The organism is Microbacterium sp. MYb54 (genome assembly GCF_002979515.1).
GTDB lineage: Bacteria > Actinomycetota > Actinomycetes > Actinomycetales > Microbacteriaceae > Microbacterium.
Map to the genome: position 1 here is coordinate 201,987 of NZ_PCPA01000006.1, position 15,654 is coordinate 217,640.

The 15,654-nt window shown below is 67.3% G+C and carries 16 protein-coding genes; 10 read left to right on the plus strand and 6 right to left on the minus strand.

Annotated features, from left to right (window positions below; genetic code table 11):
• The first annotated feature begins 29 nt into the window (after positions 1 to 29).
• Genes tsaB through CQ040_RS09325 form a run of 6 tightly spaced genes read left to right on the plus strand, consistent with a single transcriptional unit; the run spans position 30 to position 4,990 of the window.
• Positions 30 to 647, plus strand: coding sequence for a tRNA (adenosine(37)-N6)-threonylcarbamoyltransferase complex dimerization subunit type 1 TsaB (gene tsaB, locus CQ040_RS09300; protein ID WP_105527626.1), 618 nt, complete (start codon positions 30 to 32; stop codon positions 645 to 647).
• Positions 644 to 1,132 carry a ribosomal protein S18-alanine N-acetyltransferase gene (gene rimI / locus CQ040_RS09305; RefSeq protein ID WP_105527627.1) on the plus strand — a complete coding sequence of 163 codons (489 nt, stop codon included), beginning with the start codon at positions 644 to 646 and terminating at the stop codon, positions 1,130 to 1,132. The genes tsaB and rimI overlap by 4 nt, the downstream gene beginning before the upstream one ends.
• On the plus strand, positions 1,129 to 2,196 hold the full coding sequence (tsaD, locus tag CQ040_RS09310; protein ID WP_105527628.1) for a tRNA (adenosine(37)-N6)-threonylcarbamoyltransferase complex transferase subunit TsaD: 1,068 nt from the start codon (positions 1,129 to 1,131) through the stop codon (positions 2,194 to 2,196). Before rimI ends, tsaD begins: the two co-directional genes overlap by 4 nt.
• Positions 2,193 to 2,678 (plus strand): hypothetical protein, encoded by a 486-nt coding sequence (locus tag CQ040_RS09315; RefSeq protein WP_105527629.1) that lies wholly within the window; start codon positions 2,193 to 2,195, stop codon positions 2,676 to 2,678. Before tsaD ends, CQ040_RS09315 begins: the two co-directional genes overlap by 4 nt.
• A gap of 4 nt (positions 2,679 to 2,682) precedes the next feature.
• Positions 2,683 to 3,837: a hypothetical protein gene (locus CQ040_RS09320; protein WP_105527630.1), complete on the plus strand. Its 1,155-nt coding sequence runs from the start codon at positions 2,683 to 2,685 to the stop codon at positions 3,835 to 3,837.
• Positions 3,821 to 4,990: a hypothetical protein gene (locus CQ040_RS09325; RefSeq protein WP_146113913.1), complete on the plus strand. Its 1,170-nt coding sequence runs from the start codon at positions 3,821 to 3,823 to the stop codon at positions 4,988 to 4,990. The genes CQ040_RS09320 and CQ040_RS09325 overlap by 17 nt, the downstream gene beginning before the upstream one ends.
• 7 nt (positions 4,991 to 4,997) lie before the next feature.
• Here CQ040_RS09325 and CQ040_RS09330 read toward each other — a convergent pair whose 3' ends face one another.
• The gene (locus CQ040_RS09330; protein ID WP_374954139.1) at positions 4,998 to 6,203 is read right to left on the minus strand and encodes an SAM-dependent methyltransferase; all 1,206 of its coding nucleotides are present in this window, start codon (positions 6,201 to 6,203) and stop codon (positions 4,998 to 5,000) included.
• Positions 6,204 to 6,367: 164 nt separating this feature from the next.
• Here CQ040_RS09330 and groES point away from each other — a divergent pair, with 164 nt between their 5' ends.
• From groES to CQ040_RS09345, 3 genes are all read left to right on the plus strand, one after another.
• A complete protein-coding gene (groES, locus tag CQ040_RS09335) occupies positions 6,368 to 6,664 on the plus strand; it encodes a co-chaperone GroES (RefSeq protein WP_028502311.1) in 297 nt (98 codons plus the stop codon).
• A 184-nt stretch (positions 6,665 to 6,848) separates the two neighbouring features.
• Entirely contained in the window at positions 6,849 to 7,778 is a 930-nt protein-coding gene (rarD, locus tag CQ040_RS09340) for an EamA family transporter RarD (RefSeq protein ID WP_028502312.1), read from the plus strand.
• Between the two features lie 144 nt (positions 7,779 to 7,922).
• Positions 7,923 to 9,179 carry an ABC transporter substrate-binding protein gene (locus tag CQ040_RS09345; protein ID WP_105527633.1) on the plus strand — a complete coding sequence of 419 codons (1,257 nt, stop codon included), beginning with the start codon at positions 7,923 to 7,925 and terminating at the stop codon, positions 9,177 to 9,179.
• A gap of 69 nt (positions 9,180 to 9,248) precedes the next feature.
• Here the strand turns inward: CQ040_RS09345 and CQ040_RS09350 are convergent, their stop codons facing one another.
• From CQ040_RS09350 to CQ040_RS09365, 4 genes are read right to left on the minus strand one after another with little or no spacing between them, the layout of a single operon-like run.
• The gene (locus CQ040_RS09350; RefSeq protein WP_105527634.1) at positions 9,249 to 10,022 is read right to left on the minus strand and encodes an ABC transporter ATP-binding protein; all 774 of its coding nucleotides are present in this window, start codon (positions 10,020 to 10,022) and stop codon (positions 9,249 to 9,251) included.
• Positions 10,019 to 11,017, minus strand: a complete 999-nt coding sequence (locus CQ040_RS09355; protein WP_105527635.1) for an ABC transporter ATP-binding protein — start codon at positions 11,015 to 11,017, stop codon at positions 10,019 to 10,021. The genes CQ040_RS09350 and CQ040_RS09355 overlap by 4 nt, the downstream gene beginning before the upstream one ends.
• A gap of 37 nt (positions 11,018 to 11,054) precedes the next feature.
• Positions 11,055 to 12,032: a branched-chain amino acid ABC transporter permease gene (locus CQ040_RS09360; RefSeq protein ID WP_028502316.1), complete on the minus strand. Its 978-nt coding sequence runs from the start codon at positions 12,030 to 12,032 to the stop codon at positions 11,055 to 11,057.
• Positions 12,033 to 12,037: 5 nt separating this feature from the next.
• A complete protein-coding gene (locus tag CQ040_RS09365) occupies positions 12,038 to 13,321 on the minus strand; it encodes a branched-chain amino acid ABC transporter permease (protein ID WP_258131232.1) in 1,284 nt (427 codons plus the stop codon).
• Positions 13,322 to 13,640: 319 nt separating this feature from the next.
• Between CQ040_RS09365 and guaB the strand changes: the two genes are divergently transcribed.
• Positions 13,641 to 15,143, plus strand: a complete 1,503-nt coding sequence (gene guaB, locus CQ040_RS09370) for an IMP dehydrogenase (protein WP_105527637.1) — start codon at positions 13,641 to 13,643, stop codon at positions 15,141 to 15,143.
• Between the two features lie 74 nt (positions 15,144 to 15,217).
• Here the strand turns inward: guaB and CQ040_RS20665 are convergent.
• A partial coding sequence (locus CQ040_RS20665) for a hypothetical protein (protein WP_181157660.1) occupies positions 15,218 to 15,654 on the minus strand: 437 nt, incomplete at its 5' end.

Consider the following 15,654-nt stretch of genomic DNA (forward strand, 5'->3'; position numbering starts at 1 on the left):
CCCAGCGTGACGACGGCTAATCTGGAGTCGTGATCCTTGCCGTCGACACTTCTCTGGGCACGGCTGTCGCCCTCATCGATGCCGACGGGGCACGACGGGCCGAAGTCGGCGCCGCCGACCCCCTCGGCCACGCCGAGGTGATCGGCGACCTGCTCGTCGATGCGCTCCAGGAGGCGGGTGACGGCGACGTCACACATGTCGTCGCAGGCATGGGCCCCGGTCCCTTCACCGGGCTGCGGATCGGCATCGCCACGGCACGCGCCTTCGCGCTCGGACGCGGGCTCCCGGTCATCCCCGTCCCCAGCCACTTCGCGGCAGCACTCACGATGCTCGAGACCGAGACGACGCCGTTCGCGATCGTCACCGACGCGCGCCGCCGTGAAGTCGCGATCACGGTCTTCGACGGTGTCGATGCGGACGGGATCCCGGTTGTCGTCGCCGAGACCGTCCTGGTGCGGGCTGTGGATGCCGACGCGCATCTCGACGGCATCCGCCGCATCGACGTGACGACGCTGTCCGCATCGGACCTGGCGCGGGTGGGAGCACGGGCGCTCGCTGCGGGCCGCACGCTCACGGGCGATGAACCCCTCTACATGCGCCACCCCGATGTGACCCTTCCCGGTGCGCCGAAGAAGGTGGGGACATGACTCTCCGCGACGCGACGCCCGAAGACCTCGACGCGATCATGGCCATCGAGACGCGGTCGTTCCCCACGGATGCCTGGAGCTCCGAGACCATGTCGGCCGAGTTGCAGAGCCCGCACGGCCGATATCTCGTGGACGAGCACGACGGCGTCGTGATCGGATACGGCGGGGTGCGCACCCTTCGCGGCAGCGCCGATGCCGACATCCAGACCATCGCCCTCCTCGCCGAGCACCGGGGGCAGGGGAGGGGCAGGGCACTTCTTCGCGCGTTACTCTCGGCGGCCGTGGAGCGTGGCGCGCGTGAGGTGTTCCTCGAGGTCCGAGCCGACAATCCCTCCGCCGAGGGGCTCTACCTCGCCGAGGGGTTCGAGGAGCTCGCGCGTCGTCCGCACTACTATCAGCCGGACGACGTCGATGCGATCGTGATGCGCCTGGAGCTGCGCCGTCACCCGGCATCCGCCACAACCGCCGAGGAGACGACCGCATGAGCGAACCACTGGTCCTCGGTATCGAGACGAGTTGCGACGAGACGGGCATCGGCATCGTCCGCGGACGCACCCTGCTCTCGAACACCATCGCGTCGAGCATGGACGAGCACGCCAGGTACGGCGGGGTCGTGCCGGAGGTCGCCGCACGCGCGCATCTCGAGGCGCTGCAACCCTCGATCGACGCCGCGCTCGCCGAGGCCGGTGTGCGCCTCGGCGACCTCGATGCGGTCGCCGTCACGAGTGGTCCAGGACTCGCGGGCGCTCTGATGGTCGGAGTCGGAGCGGCGAAGGGACTGGCCGTCTCGATCGACAAGCCGCTCTACGCGGTGAATCACCTCGTCGGGCACATCGCTGCCGACATCCTCACCGCCGACTCCGCTCCTCTCGAATACCCGACCATCGCGCTGCTCGTGTCGGGCGGGCACACCTCGCTGCTGCACGTGCGCGATCTCACCACCGACGTCGAGCTGCTGGGCGAGACGATGGACGATGCGGCGGGAGAGGCCTTCGACAAGGTCGCCCGCCTCCTGTCGCTGCCGTATCCGGGTGGTCCGGAGATCGACCGTGCGGCTCTTGACGGCGACCCGAACGCGATCCGGTTCCCGCGGGGACTCTCCCGCGCGTCAGACCTGGCGAAGCACCGCTACGACTTCTCGTTCTCCGGGTTGAAGACGGCTGTCGCCCGCTGGGTCGAGCGGTGCGAGGCCGACGGCATCGATGTCCCGGTCGCCGATGTCGCCGCGAGCTTCCGTGAGGCCGTCGTCGACGTGCTCGTCACGAAGGCGCTCGCCGCCTGCGCCGACCTCGGTGTCCCGCGACTGCTGCTGGGCGGAGGAGTGATCGCGAACCGGCGTCTGCGCGAGGTCGCTCTCGAACGAGCCGAAGCAGCGGGTGTCACGGTGCGCATCCCGCCGTTGTCGCTGTGCACCGACAACGGCGCGATGATCGCGGCACTCGCATCTGAGTTGATCTCGTCGGGCCGCCGTCCATCGACGCTGGCGTTCGGTGCGGACTCGACCCTCCCGGTGACCGAGATCCAGATCGCCGAGGCGGTGCCGGCATGAGCGACGCCCCAGGTTTCGCCGACGCGAAGGACTCGACGACGCCGTCGGCGCGCATCGAACGCCCCAGCGACGAGGTCGAGCACCCGGCAGGGTCGGCGCGACTCCCGGGCGCCCGCCGCGACGGCTACACCAGGCTGCCGACCGGCCCCGTCGGCATCGAACCGGTGGTGGCGAGCGGGCCCGACATCGATGCTCCGGATGAGACCGAGTGGGAGCCGTCGACGGGAGCCGCCCAGATCGATGACACCAGGCTCGCACCGTGGGCCCTGCTCGCCGCGATCGTGGCACTCGGAGCTTCGTTCTTCGTCGGCTGGGGGATCCCGGTCGCCGTCGTCGCGGTCATCGCCGCGATCATGTCGCTGCGTCGCCCCGTTGAGAGCCGGGCGATCGCGCGCTGGGCCCTCGTGCTCGGGCTCTGCGCCACCGTGTACAGCCTGGGGTGGCTGGTCTGGGCAGGCATGCAGTTCGAGAGGCTCGGCTGACGCGATGCTGGGTGCCGACGAGGTCGAGGAACTGCGCTCCCTGCAGGCGCGGGCCTACGGCCGGGACGCGGCGCTCACCGAGGCAGAAGCACTCAGGCTGGACGACCTCGAGGGGCGTCGGTTCGTGCCTGCCGCTGCGTCCGTCGACACGACGACACCGCTCGACTCGGCGACACCGCTCGATGTCGCGTCGTCGCCGGCCACGGCACGGCTGCCCGGCGAAGGGGCCGGCGAACTCCGCGGCGTTGAGGCAGAGCATCGGCAGGACGATGCTGCTGAGTCGTTCGCCGCCGCGGATGCCGGTTCGTCGACAGCCGGGGGAGACACACGCGATCCCGTGGAGACCGTACGCTCTCTGCTGCGCGCGCACTGGCGCCCGGCCGTGCTCGTAGCCGCGGCGTTGGTGGTGGTCGGTGCAGGGGTCGGATGGATGCTCTTCGGCAGGTCTGGTCCTGCTCCGGTCGCTCTGTCCGCACAGCAGCAGGAGTGGCAGGGCGCTCTGCTCGCCGGAGACCTCTACGACCAGGGATCCGTGCGCGCCCTCGCGGTCGAGCAGGGAGCGGTGATCTGGACGGCGACCAAAGACGACGGCGAGAGGACGTGCCTGCTCGTGGCGAAATCCGCGTCGGCGCTGCCCAACTGCGAGCTCACCGAGACGGTCGAGAAGACGGGTCTGTTCGGAGCAGTCACTCTGGAATCGAGCGACGAGGTCAGACGTGAGCTCAACGTGCAGATGATGTTCACCGCATCCGGCGAACCTGCCGTCGCCGCCCGCACGGAAGAATACGGCCCCGGCACCACCAATGGTGTGATGTATGCGAACGCCGAAGAGGCGGAGAAGGCGAAGCGGATCGCGGCGCAGGGGTTCGAGATCAACTCGCTCTGGGTCATCGGCTACGACGGTGAGGTGCCTGTGTGGACGGGGATGGAGGTCAAGGGCTTCCAGACCTGCCTCATCTACGACGGCTCCGATGAGCAGTTCCCGCGGGTCTGCGCCGACGCGCTCACGATGCAGGAGCAGAGCGCCACGCTGGTGCTGAACGTGGTCGACGACGAGAGCGGCGACGTCACCCGCCTCGAGCTTCCGACCGCGAGCAACGGGAGCTCGTCTCTGATGGTCACGCGTGTGGGAGGTGCCGACGATGCTGCCAGAGAGTGACGCCGACGAGCTGCGGGCGCTCCAGCGCAAGGCCTACAGCCGTGATGGCCTCATGGCGGACCACGAGATGAAGCGGCTGCGCGAACTCGAAGACCGGTACCGATCGCTGTCGACGCCAGCGGAGTCCCCATCGTCGAGCGAGGATTCCGCAGACGAGCGGCCGGAGTCCCCGCACGATGATGCCCCGGATCAGGGGGAGGATGACGAGCAGGCGTTCGCACAGGCGGCTGATCCCGTGCCGGCGACGTCGAACGCACGGAGCACCATCCGTCGTGCCCTGCGGCAGTATCGGGTGGGCGTGTCCGTGCTCGCCGTGCTGCTTCTGGCCACCGGCGTCATCACCGGATGGGCGCTGTTCGCGCCGCGCGCCGACGGTATCGTGCTGACGGCGGCGCAGCAGGAGCGCCGTGACGTGCTCGCCGCGGCCGACTTCGATCCCGGCTCGCTCCGTGCAGTCGCCCGCGACGAGAACGCCCTGGCCTGGTATGCCACCAAAGACGATGCCACCTTCGTGTGTCTGATCCTCGATGTCGGCGAACAATCGCAGTCGAGCTGCCTCAGAGGCGGTGACGTCGGGCGGGGACTGAACGTGTCGTTCCCCATCGCACGCGACGACTCGGACGATGACCCTTCCGGCATGGAGGGTGTGGGTGCCACGATGCTCGTCTCGACGGCGGGTGAGCCCATGGTCGCTCTGCAGCGATGGACGATGTCACCCACGTCGTCCTCACAGTTCGCGGGCGAGGAGCGTGCTCGTGCAGAAGAGCTCGCCGACGAGGGATTCGCCTTCTCGATCGCGATCCTCGGCTACTTCCGTTCGGCGCCCGTATGGATCGGCGACAGGTTCTCGGATCAGGGCGATATCGAGAAGTGCCTCATCGTCGATGCCCGTGACCAGACGACGTGCATGCCCCTCGCCGCGGCGTTGGAGTCCGGGATCGGGACCCGGGTCGACGACGTCGGCGTAGCCGACGGTGCGGTGGTCGGTTCGTCGATGCTCGAGGCGAGGTTCACGAGGTGGCAGACCCCGTACCTGGTCGTCACCGCAGCGCCTGCGCAACTCAGCGTCACGCCGGGGGATTCCGTTCTCGTGGAGGCCCCTCCCGGTGATCCGATCGAGGTCGAGCCACCGGGGCGCGGTACGGGCGGCTGAGTGCTGATCAGCCTGCGGCCGGCACCCGGTCGGCGAGGATCGCCAGACGTTTGTCGCCCACTCGTGCGAGGATCAGCGTCGCCTCCTTGTCGCCGCGCAGCACGAGCTTCTTGCGGAACGTCGCAGGGTCCACATCGACCCCGCGCTTCTTGATCTCGAGGCGTCCGATGCCGTGCGCCTTGAGTGCGGCACTGATCGCCTTGGGGCTTGCTGGAAGAGTTTCACGCACGCGGAAAGACTGCACGAACGGGCTCGTCAGCGCCGTGTCCGATGTCAGGTAGGCGATGTGCTCGTCGAGCATTCCGGCGTCGAGACTCCTGGCCACGTCGCCGATCAGGCGTGCGCGGATGACGGCCCCGTCCGGCTCGTGCAGGAAGGCTCCGAGCTCGCGCACCGGTTCGTCGGCGGCATCTGCGGGCGCGGTCAGTTCGTGCGAGCGGTCGTCGCGGATCACGAGGGCCGAGCGGCGCACTCCTTCTCTGGCGAGGACACCGCTCCAGACGACGAGTTCGACCACGCTGCCGTCGGCGCTCACCCACTGCGCCTCGGCGTCGGAGGGGAGCGTGTCGCGGTCGTGGGCCGGTCCGAGCTTGATGCCGGTCGGATGGCGGGCCGCGACGTCGAACGCCCACTCCAGCGAGGGCGAGTAATCGTCGGCGGAGACGCGCCGGGTCTCGCTGTGTCCGGAGGTGCGTCGGGCCGGATCCATCCAGATCGCGCGGGTGCTCGGGCTCTCCGATGCGGGCAGGGCGTCTTCTGCGGTGCCGTGACGCACCACCGCGCTGTCCCCGAACGGAGCCAGGTTGTAGGCGGCGATCGCTGCGGTGACCTCGTCGGCGTCGACGGCCATCACGTCGAGTCCTGCTCCGGTGAAGGCGAGGGAGTCGCCCCCGATGCCGCAGCCCAGATCGGCGACCCGGGTGAGGCCCGCGCTGCGGATCCGCTGCGCATGCCGGGCGGCGACGCCGAGTCTCGTCGCCTGCTCGAGGCCCGCGCGAGTGAACAGCATCCGCGCCGCGAACGGTCCGAACTTCGCCGTCGCCTTGGATCGCAGATGAGCTTGCCCGACGACCGCGGAGACCAGTTCGGGGGAGTGCCCCTCGGCGCGCAGCCGCGAGACGGCCCTGGCGACGTCGGCGGTCGATCCGATCGGCCCGACCGCATCGAGCAGCTCGAGACCGGCGGGGGTCAGCAGGGCACGCAGCTCGGACATCTCCACGCCCTCAGCCTAATTCCCCGCTCGGTGGGGCGAACCGAGGCGCGCACTGGCACTCGCATTGCATGAGTGCCAGCGGAGCGCCTAGACTGGATTAGCACTCTCGGGTTGAGAGTGCGAACAAGTCTTTCGTGTCAGCGTCAAGAAAGAAGAGGTAGACCGTGTCGGTTTCCATCAAGCCGCTCGAGGACCGCATCGTCATCCAGCAGGTCGAGGCCGAGCAGACCACCGCGAGTGGCCTGGTCATCCCCGACACTGCCAAGGAGAAGCCCCAGGAGGGCGAGGTCGTGGCTGTCGGCCCCGGCCGCATCGACGACAACGGCAACCGCGTTCCGATCGACGTCGCCGTCGGCGACCGTGTCCTGTACAGCAAGTACGGTGGCACCGAGGTGAAGTTCGGCGCAGACGAGTACCTCGTCCTGTCCGCTCGCGACGTCCTCGCGGTCGTCGTCCGCTGATCTGCTGAACCCGGCTTCCGGCCCTTCTCGAAGGGTCAGGGCCATGGTCCTCGAAGGGGGCTCGGATGCGCATCGCATCCGAGCCCCCTTCTGCGTCCGCCAGCGGCCATCCGTTTTCTGCCAAACTCCGCCGGGCCCACCGCACGGGAAGTTCGAGCACTCGGGGCGGGCATAGGGTTGTGCGGTGACTCCCGAGACGACCCGCGCGACCCAGACAGCCGGAGTCGCGTACGCCGGAGCCGCCTATCTCCTCTGGGGTGTGCTTCCCCTCTACTTCCTCCTCCTGCTGCCGACCGGGCCCTGGGAGGTCGTGGCGTGGCGGGTGCTGCTGTCGTTCGTCTTCTGTCTTCTGCTGCTCACGGTGATGCGTGGTTGGGCGGCGCTAGGGGTGATCCTCCGCCAGCCGAGACTGCTGGGGTGGACGGCGCTCGCAGGCCTCCTGATCTACGTCAACTGGCAGGTGTTCCTGATCGGGACACTCAGCGGCAACGTGATCGAGACGAGCCTGGGCTACTTCATCAACCCGATCACGACCGTGCTGCTCGGCGTCTTCGTACTGAAGGAACGCATCCGCAGACTGCAGTGGGCGGCCATCGCGATCGCGGCGATCGCGGTCGTCGTGATCGTCGTCGCGTACGGCGACGTCCCGTGGATCGCCTTGTCGCTGACCGCCTCCTTCGGGGTGTACGGGCTCATCAAGAAGAAGATCGGTCCCGCGGTCGACGCGGTCAGCGGCCTGACCCTCGAATCGTTCTGGCTGATCCCGATCGCGGTGGTTCAGCTGATCGTCGTCGCGCAGACCACCGGAATCACGATGGGAACGAACGGGTGGACGCACGCCCTGCTGCTCGCCTTCGCCGGCGTCGCGACCGCCGTGCCCCTGCTCCTCTTCGCAGCCGGCACCCGCCGGATCAACCTCACCGTGATCGGGATGATCCAGTTCATCACCCCGGTGATGCAGTTCCTCATCGGCCTGCTGGTCCTGCATGAGCCGATGCCGGCCGAGCGCTGGGCGGGCTTCATCATCGTGTGGATCGCGATCGCGGTCTTCGTCGTCGATCTGCTGCTCAATGCGCGTCGCGGGCGCAGGATCCCGCAGGTCGCCGCGGTCTGATCCCGAGGCTCACCAGCGCGGAAACCCGGTGTCGGATCGTTAACGCACCGAGATACTTGCGACCCCTGCGCGCAGACCTCACGGCCTAGTGTTAGAGCACCCGATTGTGGTCACAATCCACGTTCAGTTACGCAAGGGAGCATCCTGAACGCATTGAAGGGCTCGCGCACAGCGAAGGTCTTCGCCGGGATCGCACTGATCAGTGCATCCGCCATCGTCATCGCCGGCTGCAGCAGCACGCCGAGCTCGGAGAACGGCGGCAGCGACAAGCCAGCTGCCGACCTGACGCTCAAGCTCGGATCGCTGCTTCCGCAGACGGGTTCGCTGGCGTTCCTCGGACCGCCCATGGAGTCCGGTGTCGGACTCGCGGTGCAGGAGGTCAACGACGCTGCCGCCGGAGTCACCATCGACCTGACGGCCGAAGACGAGGGCGACACCGACACCAAGGCCTACGAGACCTCGATCACGAAGCTGCAGGGCGCCGGCGTCTCCGCCATCGTCGGAGCCGCCGCATCCGGTGTCTCCAAGCTCATCCTCGACGGCAACGTGAGTGCGGGGATCCTGCAGATCTCGGCCTCGAACACGTCGCCCGACTTCACCACGTGGGACGACAACGGCCTGTACTTCCGTACCGCCCCCAGCGACCTGCTCCAGGGTGAGGTGCTCGGCAACCTGATCGCCGAGGACGGCGCCAAGACGCTCGGGATCATCTACCAGAACGACGCCTACGGCACCGGCCTGAACGACGCGATCACGTCGACGTTCGAGGGCACCGGTGGCGAGGTCGTCGAGTCGGTCTCGTTCAACGTCGGTGATGCGCAGTTCGACGCGCAGGTCGAGTCCATCAAGGCTCAGAACCCCGACGCTGTCGCGATCGTGTCGTTCGATCAGTTCAAGACCATCGCGCCGCTGCTGGTGAACGCCGGCATCTCCGCCGACAAGTTCTACATGGTCGACGGCAACCTGTCCGACTACGGCACCGAGATCCCGGTCTCGCTCGAAGGCGCGCAGGGAACCAAGGCCGGTCCGGCACTCGCAGATGACTTCACCGACCGACTCCAGGCCTACTGGACCGGTGAGGGCAACCCCGAGGTCAAGGACTTCACCTACGCGGCTGAGGCCTACGACGCCGTCATCCTCGTGGCGCTCGCCTCGCTCGCGGCCGGTTCCACCACCGGCACGGACATCGCCGGCAAGATGCAGGAAGTGTCGGGCGGTTCCGGCGACGGCAAGGAGTGCACCACCTTCGCCGAGTGCGCCAAGATCATCAACGACGGCGGCGTGGCCGACTACAACGGGTACTCCGGCGACATCACGTTCGATGAGGCAGGCGACCCCCAGGGTGCCTCGATCGGTATCTACAAGTACGGTGCCGACAACATGATCACCCGCACCAACTGATCTCAGGATCACAAGACGAAGGCCCCGGATCTGATCCGGGGCCTTTGTCGTGGGTGCTGACTGCGCGGCTCAGGCCGCGTCGGTACCGAGCGTTCCGAGGTAGAGACCGATCACCTTCGGGTCGTTCAGCAGATCCCGGCCGGTGCCTTCGTGGGCGTCCTTACCCTGATCGAGCACGTAGCCGCGGTCGCAGATCTGCAGGCAGCGGCGGGCGTTCTGCTCCACCATGATCGTCGTGACGCCGGCCTTGTTGATGTCGGAGACCCGGATGAACGCATCGTCCTGACGCACGGGGGAGAGGCCGGCAGACGGCTCGTCGAGGAGCAGCACCGATGGGTCCATCATCAGCGCGCGCGACATGGCGACCATCTGGCGCTCACCGCCGGAGAGAGACCCGGCGCGCTGTTTGAGGCGCTTGCCCAGCTCGGCGAAGATGCCGGTGACGAACTCGAGCCGCTCCGGGTAGATCTTGGGGTTCTGATAGAGCCCCATCTGCAGGTTCTCCTCGATCGAGAGCGACGGGAACACGTTGTTCGTCTGCGGCACGAAGGCCACCCCGCGCCGGACGAGCTTGTCGGCTTTCAGACCGACGATGCTCTCGCCTTTCACCGTGATGTCGCCGCTTCGCACGTTGACCAGTCCGAAGATCGCCTTGAGGAGAGTCGACTTACCGGCGCCGTTCGGACCGATGATGCCGATCAGCTCACCCTGACGGGCGACGAGGTTCGCGCCGTTGAGGATGTTCACGCCCGGGAGGTACCCGGCGTGCACGTCCTTCAGCTCGACCACGATGTCGTCGGGTGAGGGGGCCTGTGATGCGTTCGTCGGCGTTTCCGCGCTCATGCGGCGCCCTTCCCGTCGGTGCCGGGGTCCGTATCGCTCGCTTCGAGCTCGGCCTCGGCTTCTGCTTCGATCTTCTCGCGGAGGCGGATCGCGGTGGCATCCTCGAGCACCGGGATGCGTCCGGTGACGGCTCCCAGGTCGAGATCCTGGTGCGCGCCCAGATAGGCGTCCACGACCGCGGGGTTCTCCATGACCTCGTCGGGAGGCCCCTCCGCGACGACGCGTCCTTCGGCCATCACGATCACCCAGTCGGCGATGTGGCGGACCATGTGCATGTCGTGCTCGACGAACAGCACGGTCATCCCCTGCTCCTTGAGGTCGAGGATGTGGTCGAGCAGCGACTGCGTGAGGGCGGGGTTGACGCCGGCCATGGGCTCGTCGAGCATCACCAGCGTCGGATCGCTCATCAGCGCTCGCGCCATCTCGAGGAGTTTGCGCTGACCGCCGGACAGCGATGCGGCGAAGTCCTTCTCCTTCGCGTCGAGCTTGAAGCGTGCGAGCAGTTCTCGCGCCTTGCCCTCGATCTCGGTGTCCTGCGCCCGCCACAGGAACGGGAACAGGCTGGCCCAGAAGCCTTCGCCACGCTGGTGAGGAGCGCCGAGCTTCATGTTCTCGAGGACCGTGAGCAGCGAGAGCGACTTGGTCAGCTGGAAAGTGCGGACCTGCCCCATCCTGGCCACCTTGAAGGAAGGGACGCCGGAGAGGCTGTGGCCGTCGAACGACCAGGTTCCGCTGTTGGGCTTGTCGAATCCGCAGAGCAGGTTGAAGAGAGTGGTCTTTCCCGCTCCGTTCGGGCCGATCAGCGCGGTGATCGCACCCCGAGGCACTTCGACGTGGTCGACGTCGACGGCGGTCAGACCGCCGAAGCGGCGCTGGACGGCATCGACGATGAGGATCGGATCGACCTTGGCGACGCCCGGCTTCACCTCGCCTTTCGTGAGGCCGGTCGTCTTCGGGCGTCGGATGCTTCCCGTCGCGGGTGCGGCGGTCACCATCGCGTCGCCGGACGCGGGGACCGATTCTGGGGTCAGTTCACTTGACAAAGGTCATCTCCCTCTTGTCTCCGAGGATTCCCTGCGGGCGGAAGATCACGAGCAGCATCAGGGCGACGCCGACGAAGACGAAGACGAGCGTCGACGCCTGGCTGTCGGACATCGGCAGGAGGCCCGCTTTCGCCAGGGATGGGAGCAGGTTGGCCATGAAGGCGAACACGACCCAGAAGAGCACGGCACCGAGCGTGGGTCCGAACACCGTGGCGGCGCCACCGAGAAGGAGGATCGTCCACAGGAAGAACGTCAGCGACGTCGAATAGCTGCCGGGGACGACCGCCGAGGGGAGGACGAAGATGATCCCGCCGGCCGCGCCGATCACACCACCGACGACGAGCGCCTGCATCTTGTAGGCGAAGACGTTCTTGCCGAGCGAGCGCACGGCGTCCTCATCTTCGCGGATGCCCTTGAGGACTCGCCCCCACGGGCTGCGCATCAGCGCCCACACCAGCAGGATGGCGACGGCGAGGACGATCACGCCGAACACGCGGTTCCACAGGTCGTTCGCACTGTACATCCACGGCCCGAACCCGTATGTGCCCGGGGGGATGGGGTTCGCGTCGCGGAATCCGCCGTTGTACTGCGCGAGCCCGTCGGCCGAATTCGTGAACTCGTCGAAGAGCTGCGTCGTGAACAGCAGTCTCACGATCTCGCCGGCGGCGATCGTCGCGATGGCGAGATAGTCGGCGCGCAGGCGCAGCGTCGGAATGCCGAGGAGGACGGCGAAGAACGCGCCTCCCAGCAATCCGATGAGCATGCCGATCCACCAGGGCAGGCCGAAGCTGAGCACCGAGATGGCGTAGCCGTAGCCGCCGATCGCCATGAACGCGGCCATGCCGAAGTTGAGCAGGCCGGCGTATCCGAAGTGCACGGCGAGACCGGTCGCCGCGAGCGCGTAGGCGATGGTGACCGGGCTGAAGAGGTAGACGGCCGTGTTGGAGAAGATGCTTCCGAAGTCCATGGCGATCAGCCCAACCTTTCCCTGCGTCCGAGCAGACCCTGCGGTCTCACGAGGAGGATGACGATGAGCACGACGAGCGCGCTCGCGTACTTCAGGTCCGACGGGATCCACAGCGTCGAGACCTCGACCGCGATACCGACGATGAGAGAGCCGACGAGAGCGCCGAAGGCCGTACCGAGGCCACCGAGCGTGATGGCGGCGAAGATCAGCAGCAGCATCTGCATACCCATGTCCCACTTCACGCCCGGGCGGAAGTAGCCCCAGAGCACACCGGAGATCGCGGCGAGAGTGCCGGCGAGGATCCAGACGTACCGGATGACCTTGTCGACGTCGATACCGGATGCCGCAGCGAGCTGCGGGTTGTCGGAGATCGCGCGGGTCGCCTTGCCGATGCGGGTTCGAGTGAGGAAGAAGGCGACAGCGATGATGACGACGATGCTCACGCTCATGGCGATGATGTCGATGTAGGACAGCGAGATCGGTCCGAACTGGATGGGCGTCGGACTGGCGCCGGGCAGCTGGTAGGTGCCGCCGCCGATCATGAACTGGAAGACGTAGCGCAGCGCGAGCGAGAGCCCGATGCTGACGATCATCAGCTGCACCACCCCGAGGCCGCGCCTTCGCAGCGGACGCCAGAGGCCCGCATCGAGCGCCCAGCCGAACAGCCCGCCGCCGATCACGGCCGCGGCGATGCCGACCCAGAGCGGGAGGTGCCAGAACGTGGTCGTGACGAGCGCGACCAATCCGCCCCACGTCACCATCTCGGCGTGCGCGAAGTTCGACAGCCGCGTGGTGCCGTAGATCAATGCTGCACCCATCGAGGCGAGCGCCAGCAGCAGGCCGAAGTTCAGGCCGCCGACCAGCCGCGAGAGCAGCTGGTCGATGAAGGAGACGGTGACCCGCTCGCCCTCACCGAGGAACAGATTCATGATCTTGGTTCCGGTGAGACCGAACTCGACCTCGAAGGAGGCCGTCGTGCCGGAGATCGGCTGCGTCCCCGGTGGCAGGAGTGACGCGTCGACGATGACGCCGTCGGGAAGGGTCGACTCGTCGACCGTCAGGGTGTACTTCGCCTTCTCGGGCACGTAGAGACGCCATTTGCCCTCGGCGTCCGTCTCGGTCTCGCCCTTGAAGCCCTTGCCATCGATGGACATGACCACGCCTTCGACGGGTTGATCATCGAAGGTGACGACACCGGCGAGGTAGAACTCTGTGACCTCCTGTCCGTCGTCCGTCGTCTCGGCCGAAGCCGATGAGGGGGGCAGGAACACGAACGCGGTGAGCGCCATGAGGATAGCGAGCAGCGCGACCACCCAGGGGCGCTTTCGCTGCACGACGATTGTTGTGGGTCCCACGCAACCTCCACTATGAGTGCTGTGTCTCTGCGGTGTCGGGTTCGACCGCAGGGATGGACGACGCATTTGAGCGTAATGCGCGATCGGCGATTCACCTACGGTCCGTGTCAACAGTCCGGTAACGACGGGCTTCTGGGAATGTTCTCGGGCGTGTCTCGCTTAGAATCTTCATACGGGCCGAGGCCCCGCACCGGCCGACGTCGACCACCCCCCTCGCACTCGGACATGCGCGACTCGCGCAGAAGGAGAATCCATGGAACAGCACGATCCCTTCGGCTTCGTCGGACTGACGTACGATGACGTGCTGCTGCTCCCCGGGCACACAGACGTCATCCCCAGCGAAGCCGACACGTCTTCGCGCATCACCCGGCGTATCTCGGTCGCCACTCCGCTGCTCTCGAGTGCGATGGACACCGTCACCGAGTCGCGCATGGCGATCGCGATGGCTCGTGAGGGCGGCATCGGAATCCTGCACCGCAACCTCGCCATCGCCGACCAGGCCGCGCACGTCGACCGCGTGAAGCGCAGCGAGTCCGGCATGATCACCGACCCGATCACGACGACGCAGGACGCGACGGTCGAAGAGGTCGACAACCTCTGTGCGAAGTACCGCATCTCGGGTCTTCCCGTCGTGGATGACGAGGGCAAGCTGGTCGGCATCATCACGAACCGCGACATGCGCTTCGTCTCGGGCTTCGAGCGCCAGACGACGTTCGTCAAAGACGTCATGACGAGCGAGAACCTCGTCACGGCTCGGGTCGGCGTCGCTGCAGGCGAGGTCATCGCGCTGTTCGCGAAGCACCGCGTCGAGAAGCTGCCGCTGATCGACGACGAGGGCAAGCTCGCCGGTCTCATCACCATCAAGGACTTCGACAAGAGCGAGAAGTATCCGCTCGCCACCAAGGACGATCAGGGTCGACTGCGCGTCGGTGCGGCGATCGGCTTCTTCGGCGACGCCTGGGAGCGTGCAGAGGCGCTGCGCGATGCAGGGGTCGACGTGCTCGTCGTCGACACCGCGAACGGCCAGTCCCAGGGCGTCATCGACATCGTCCGCCGACTGAAGGCCGACGCGTCGTTCGAGCACATCGACATCATCGGCGGCAACGTCGCGACCCGTGAAGGCGCACAGGCGCTGATCGATGCCGGCGTCGACGCGGTCAAGGTCGGTGTCGGTCCCGGATCCATCTGCACCACGCGTGTCGTGGCCGGTGTCGGTGTGCCCCAGGTCACCGCGGTCTACGAGGCCTCCCTCGCCGCACGTCCCGCCGGGGTCCCGGTCATCGCCGACGGCGGCCTGCAGTACTCGGGCGACATCGCCAAGGCGCTGGTCGCCGGTGCTGACGCCGTGATGCTCGGCTCGCTCCTGGCCGGTACCGACGAGTCGCCCGGTGAGATCGTCTTCCAGTCCGGCAAGCAGTTCAAGCAGTACCGGGGCATGGGCTCGCTCGGTGCGATGCAGACCCGCGGCAAGCAGACCTCATACTCCAAGGACCGCTACTTCCAGGCCGACGTCCCCAGCGACGACAAGCTCATCCCCGAGGGCATCGAGGGACAGGTGCCGTACCGCGGACCCCTCGCCGCCGTGGCGTATCAGCTGGTCGGCGGCCTGCGGCAGTCGATGTTCTACGTGGGTGCGCGCACGATCGAAGAGCTCAAGACGCGCGGCAAGTTCGTACGCATCACCTCGGCGGGGCTCAAGGAGTCGCACCCGCACGACGTGCAGATCGTGGTCGAGGCTCCGAACTACAAGAAGTAGTCGACACCGACACAGCGAGAGGGACCGGATGCGATGCGCATCCGGTCCCTCTCGCTGTTCGCGTCAGGTGCGGATCAACCGCAGGTGTAGGTGACGCCGTTGACTTCCCATACTCCGGCGCCGAGCTCTCCGCACATCCCGACGAGGCTTGCCGCCACCGCGACGAGGATGACCACGAGGATGATCCAGAAGATGGTGACGAGCGCGCCGACGATGATGCCGGCGATGGCGAGACCCTTCGGCTGCTTGGCCTTGCCGAGCTTCACGGCCGCCACGATGCTGATGATGAGGCCGACGGGAGCCACCAGGAAGGCCAGCACGAGACCGACGATCGAGAGCACGCGTCCGGGCGGAGTGGGCTGGGGCTGCGGGTAGACGGGCGCCTCGGGCGCTGGGTAACCCGCAGCCGGATAGCCAGCGGCCGGTGCGGCCGGGGTGGCGCTCGGCGCGGCGTCCCACGCGGGAGCGGGAGCGGCGGCGGGAGGGGGAGCGGGAGCAGCGGGAGGAGCGG

Bases quoted from the DNA above. Each gene is read 5' to 3' on its own strand.
- CQ040_RS09355 (WP_105527635.1), bottom strand. From the start codon at position 11,017: ATGGTGACCGCCGCACCCGCGACGGGAAGCATCCGACGCCCGAAGACG.
- CQ040_RS09325 (WP_146113913.1), top strand. From the start codon at position 3,821: ATGCTGCCAGAGAGTGACGCCGACGAGCTGCGGGCGCTCCAGCGCAAG.
- rimI (WP_105527627.1), top strand. From the start codon at position 644: ATGACTCTCCGCGACGCGACGCCCGAAGACCTCGACGCGATCATGGCC.
- CQ040_RS09365 (WP_258131232.1), bottom strand. From the start codon at position 13,321: ATGGCGCTCACCGCGTTCGTGTTCCTGCCCCCCTCATCGGCTTCGGCC.
- CQ040_RS09330 (WP_374954139.1), bottom strand. From the start codon at position 6,203: ATGTCCGAGCTGCGTGCCCTGCTGACCCCCGCCGGTCTCGAGCTGCTC.
- CQ040_RS09315 (WP_105527629.1), top strand. From the start codon at position 2,193: ATGAGCGACGCCCCAGGTTTCGCCGACGCGAAGGACTCGACGACGCCG.
- CQ040_RS09360 (WP_028502316.1), bottom strand. From the start codon at position 12,032: ATGGACTTCGGAAGCATCTTCTCCAACACGGCCGTCTACCTCTTCAGC.
- CQ040_RS09350 (WP_105527634.1), bottom strand. From the start codon at position 10,022: ATGAGCGCGGAAACGCCGACGAACGCATCACAGGCCCCCTCACCCGAC.
- guaB (WP_105527637.1), top strand. From the start codon at position 13,641: ATGGAACAGCACGATCCCTTCGGCTTCGTCGGACTGACGTACGATGAC.
- CQ040_RS09320 (WP_105527630.1), top strand. From the start codon at position 2,683: ATGCTGGGTGCCGACGAGGTCGAGGAACTGCGCTCCCTGCAGGCGCGG.
- tsaD (WP_105527628.1), top strand. From the start codon at position 1,129: ATGAGCGAACCACTGGTCCTCGGTATCGAGACGAGTTGCGACGAGACG.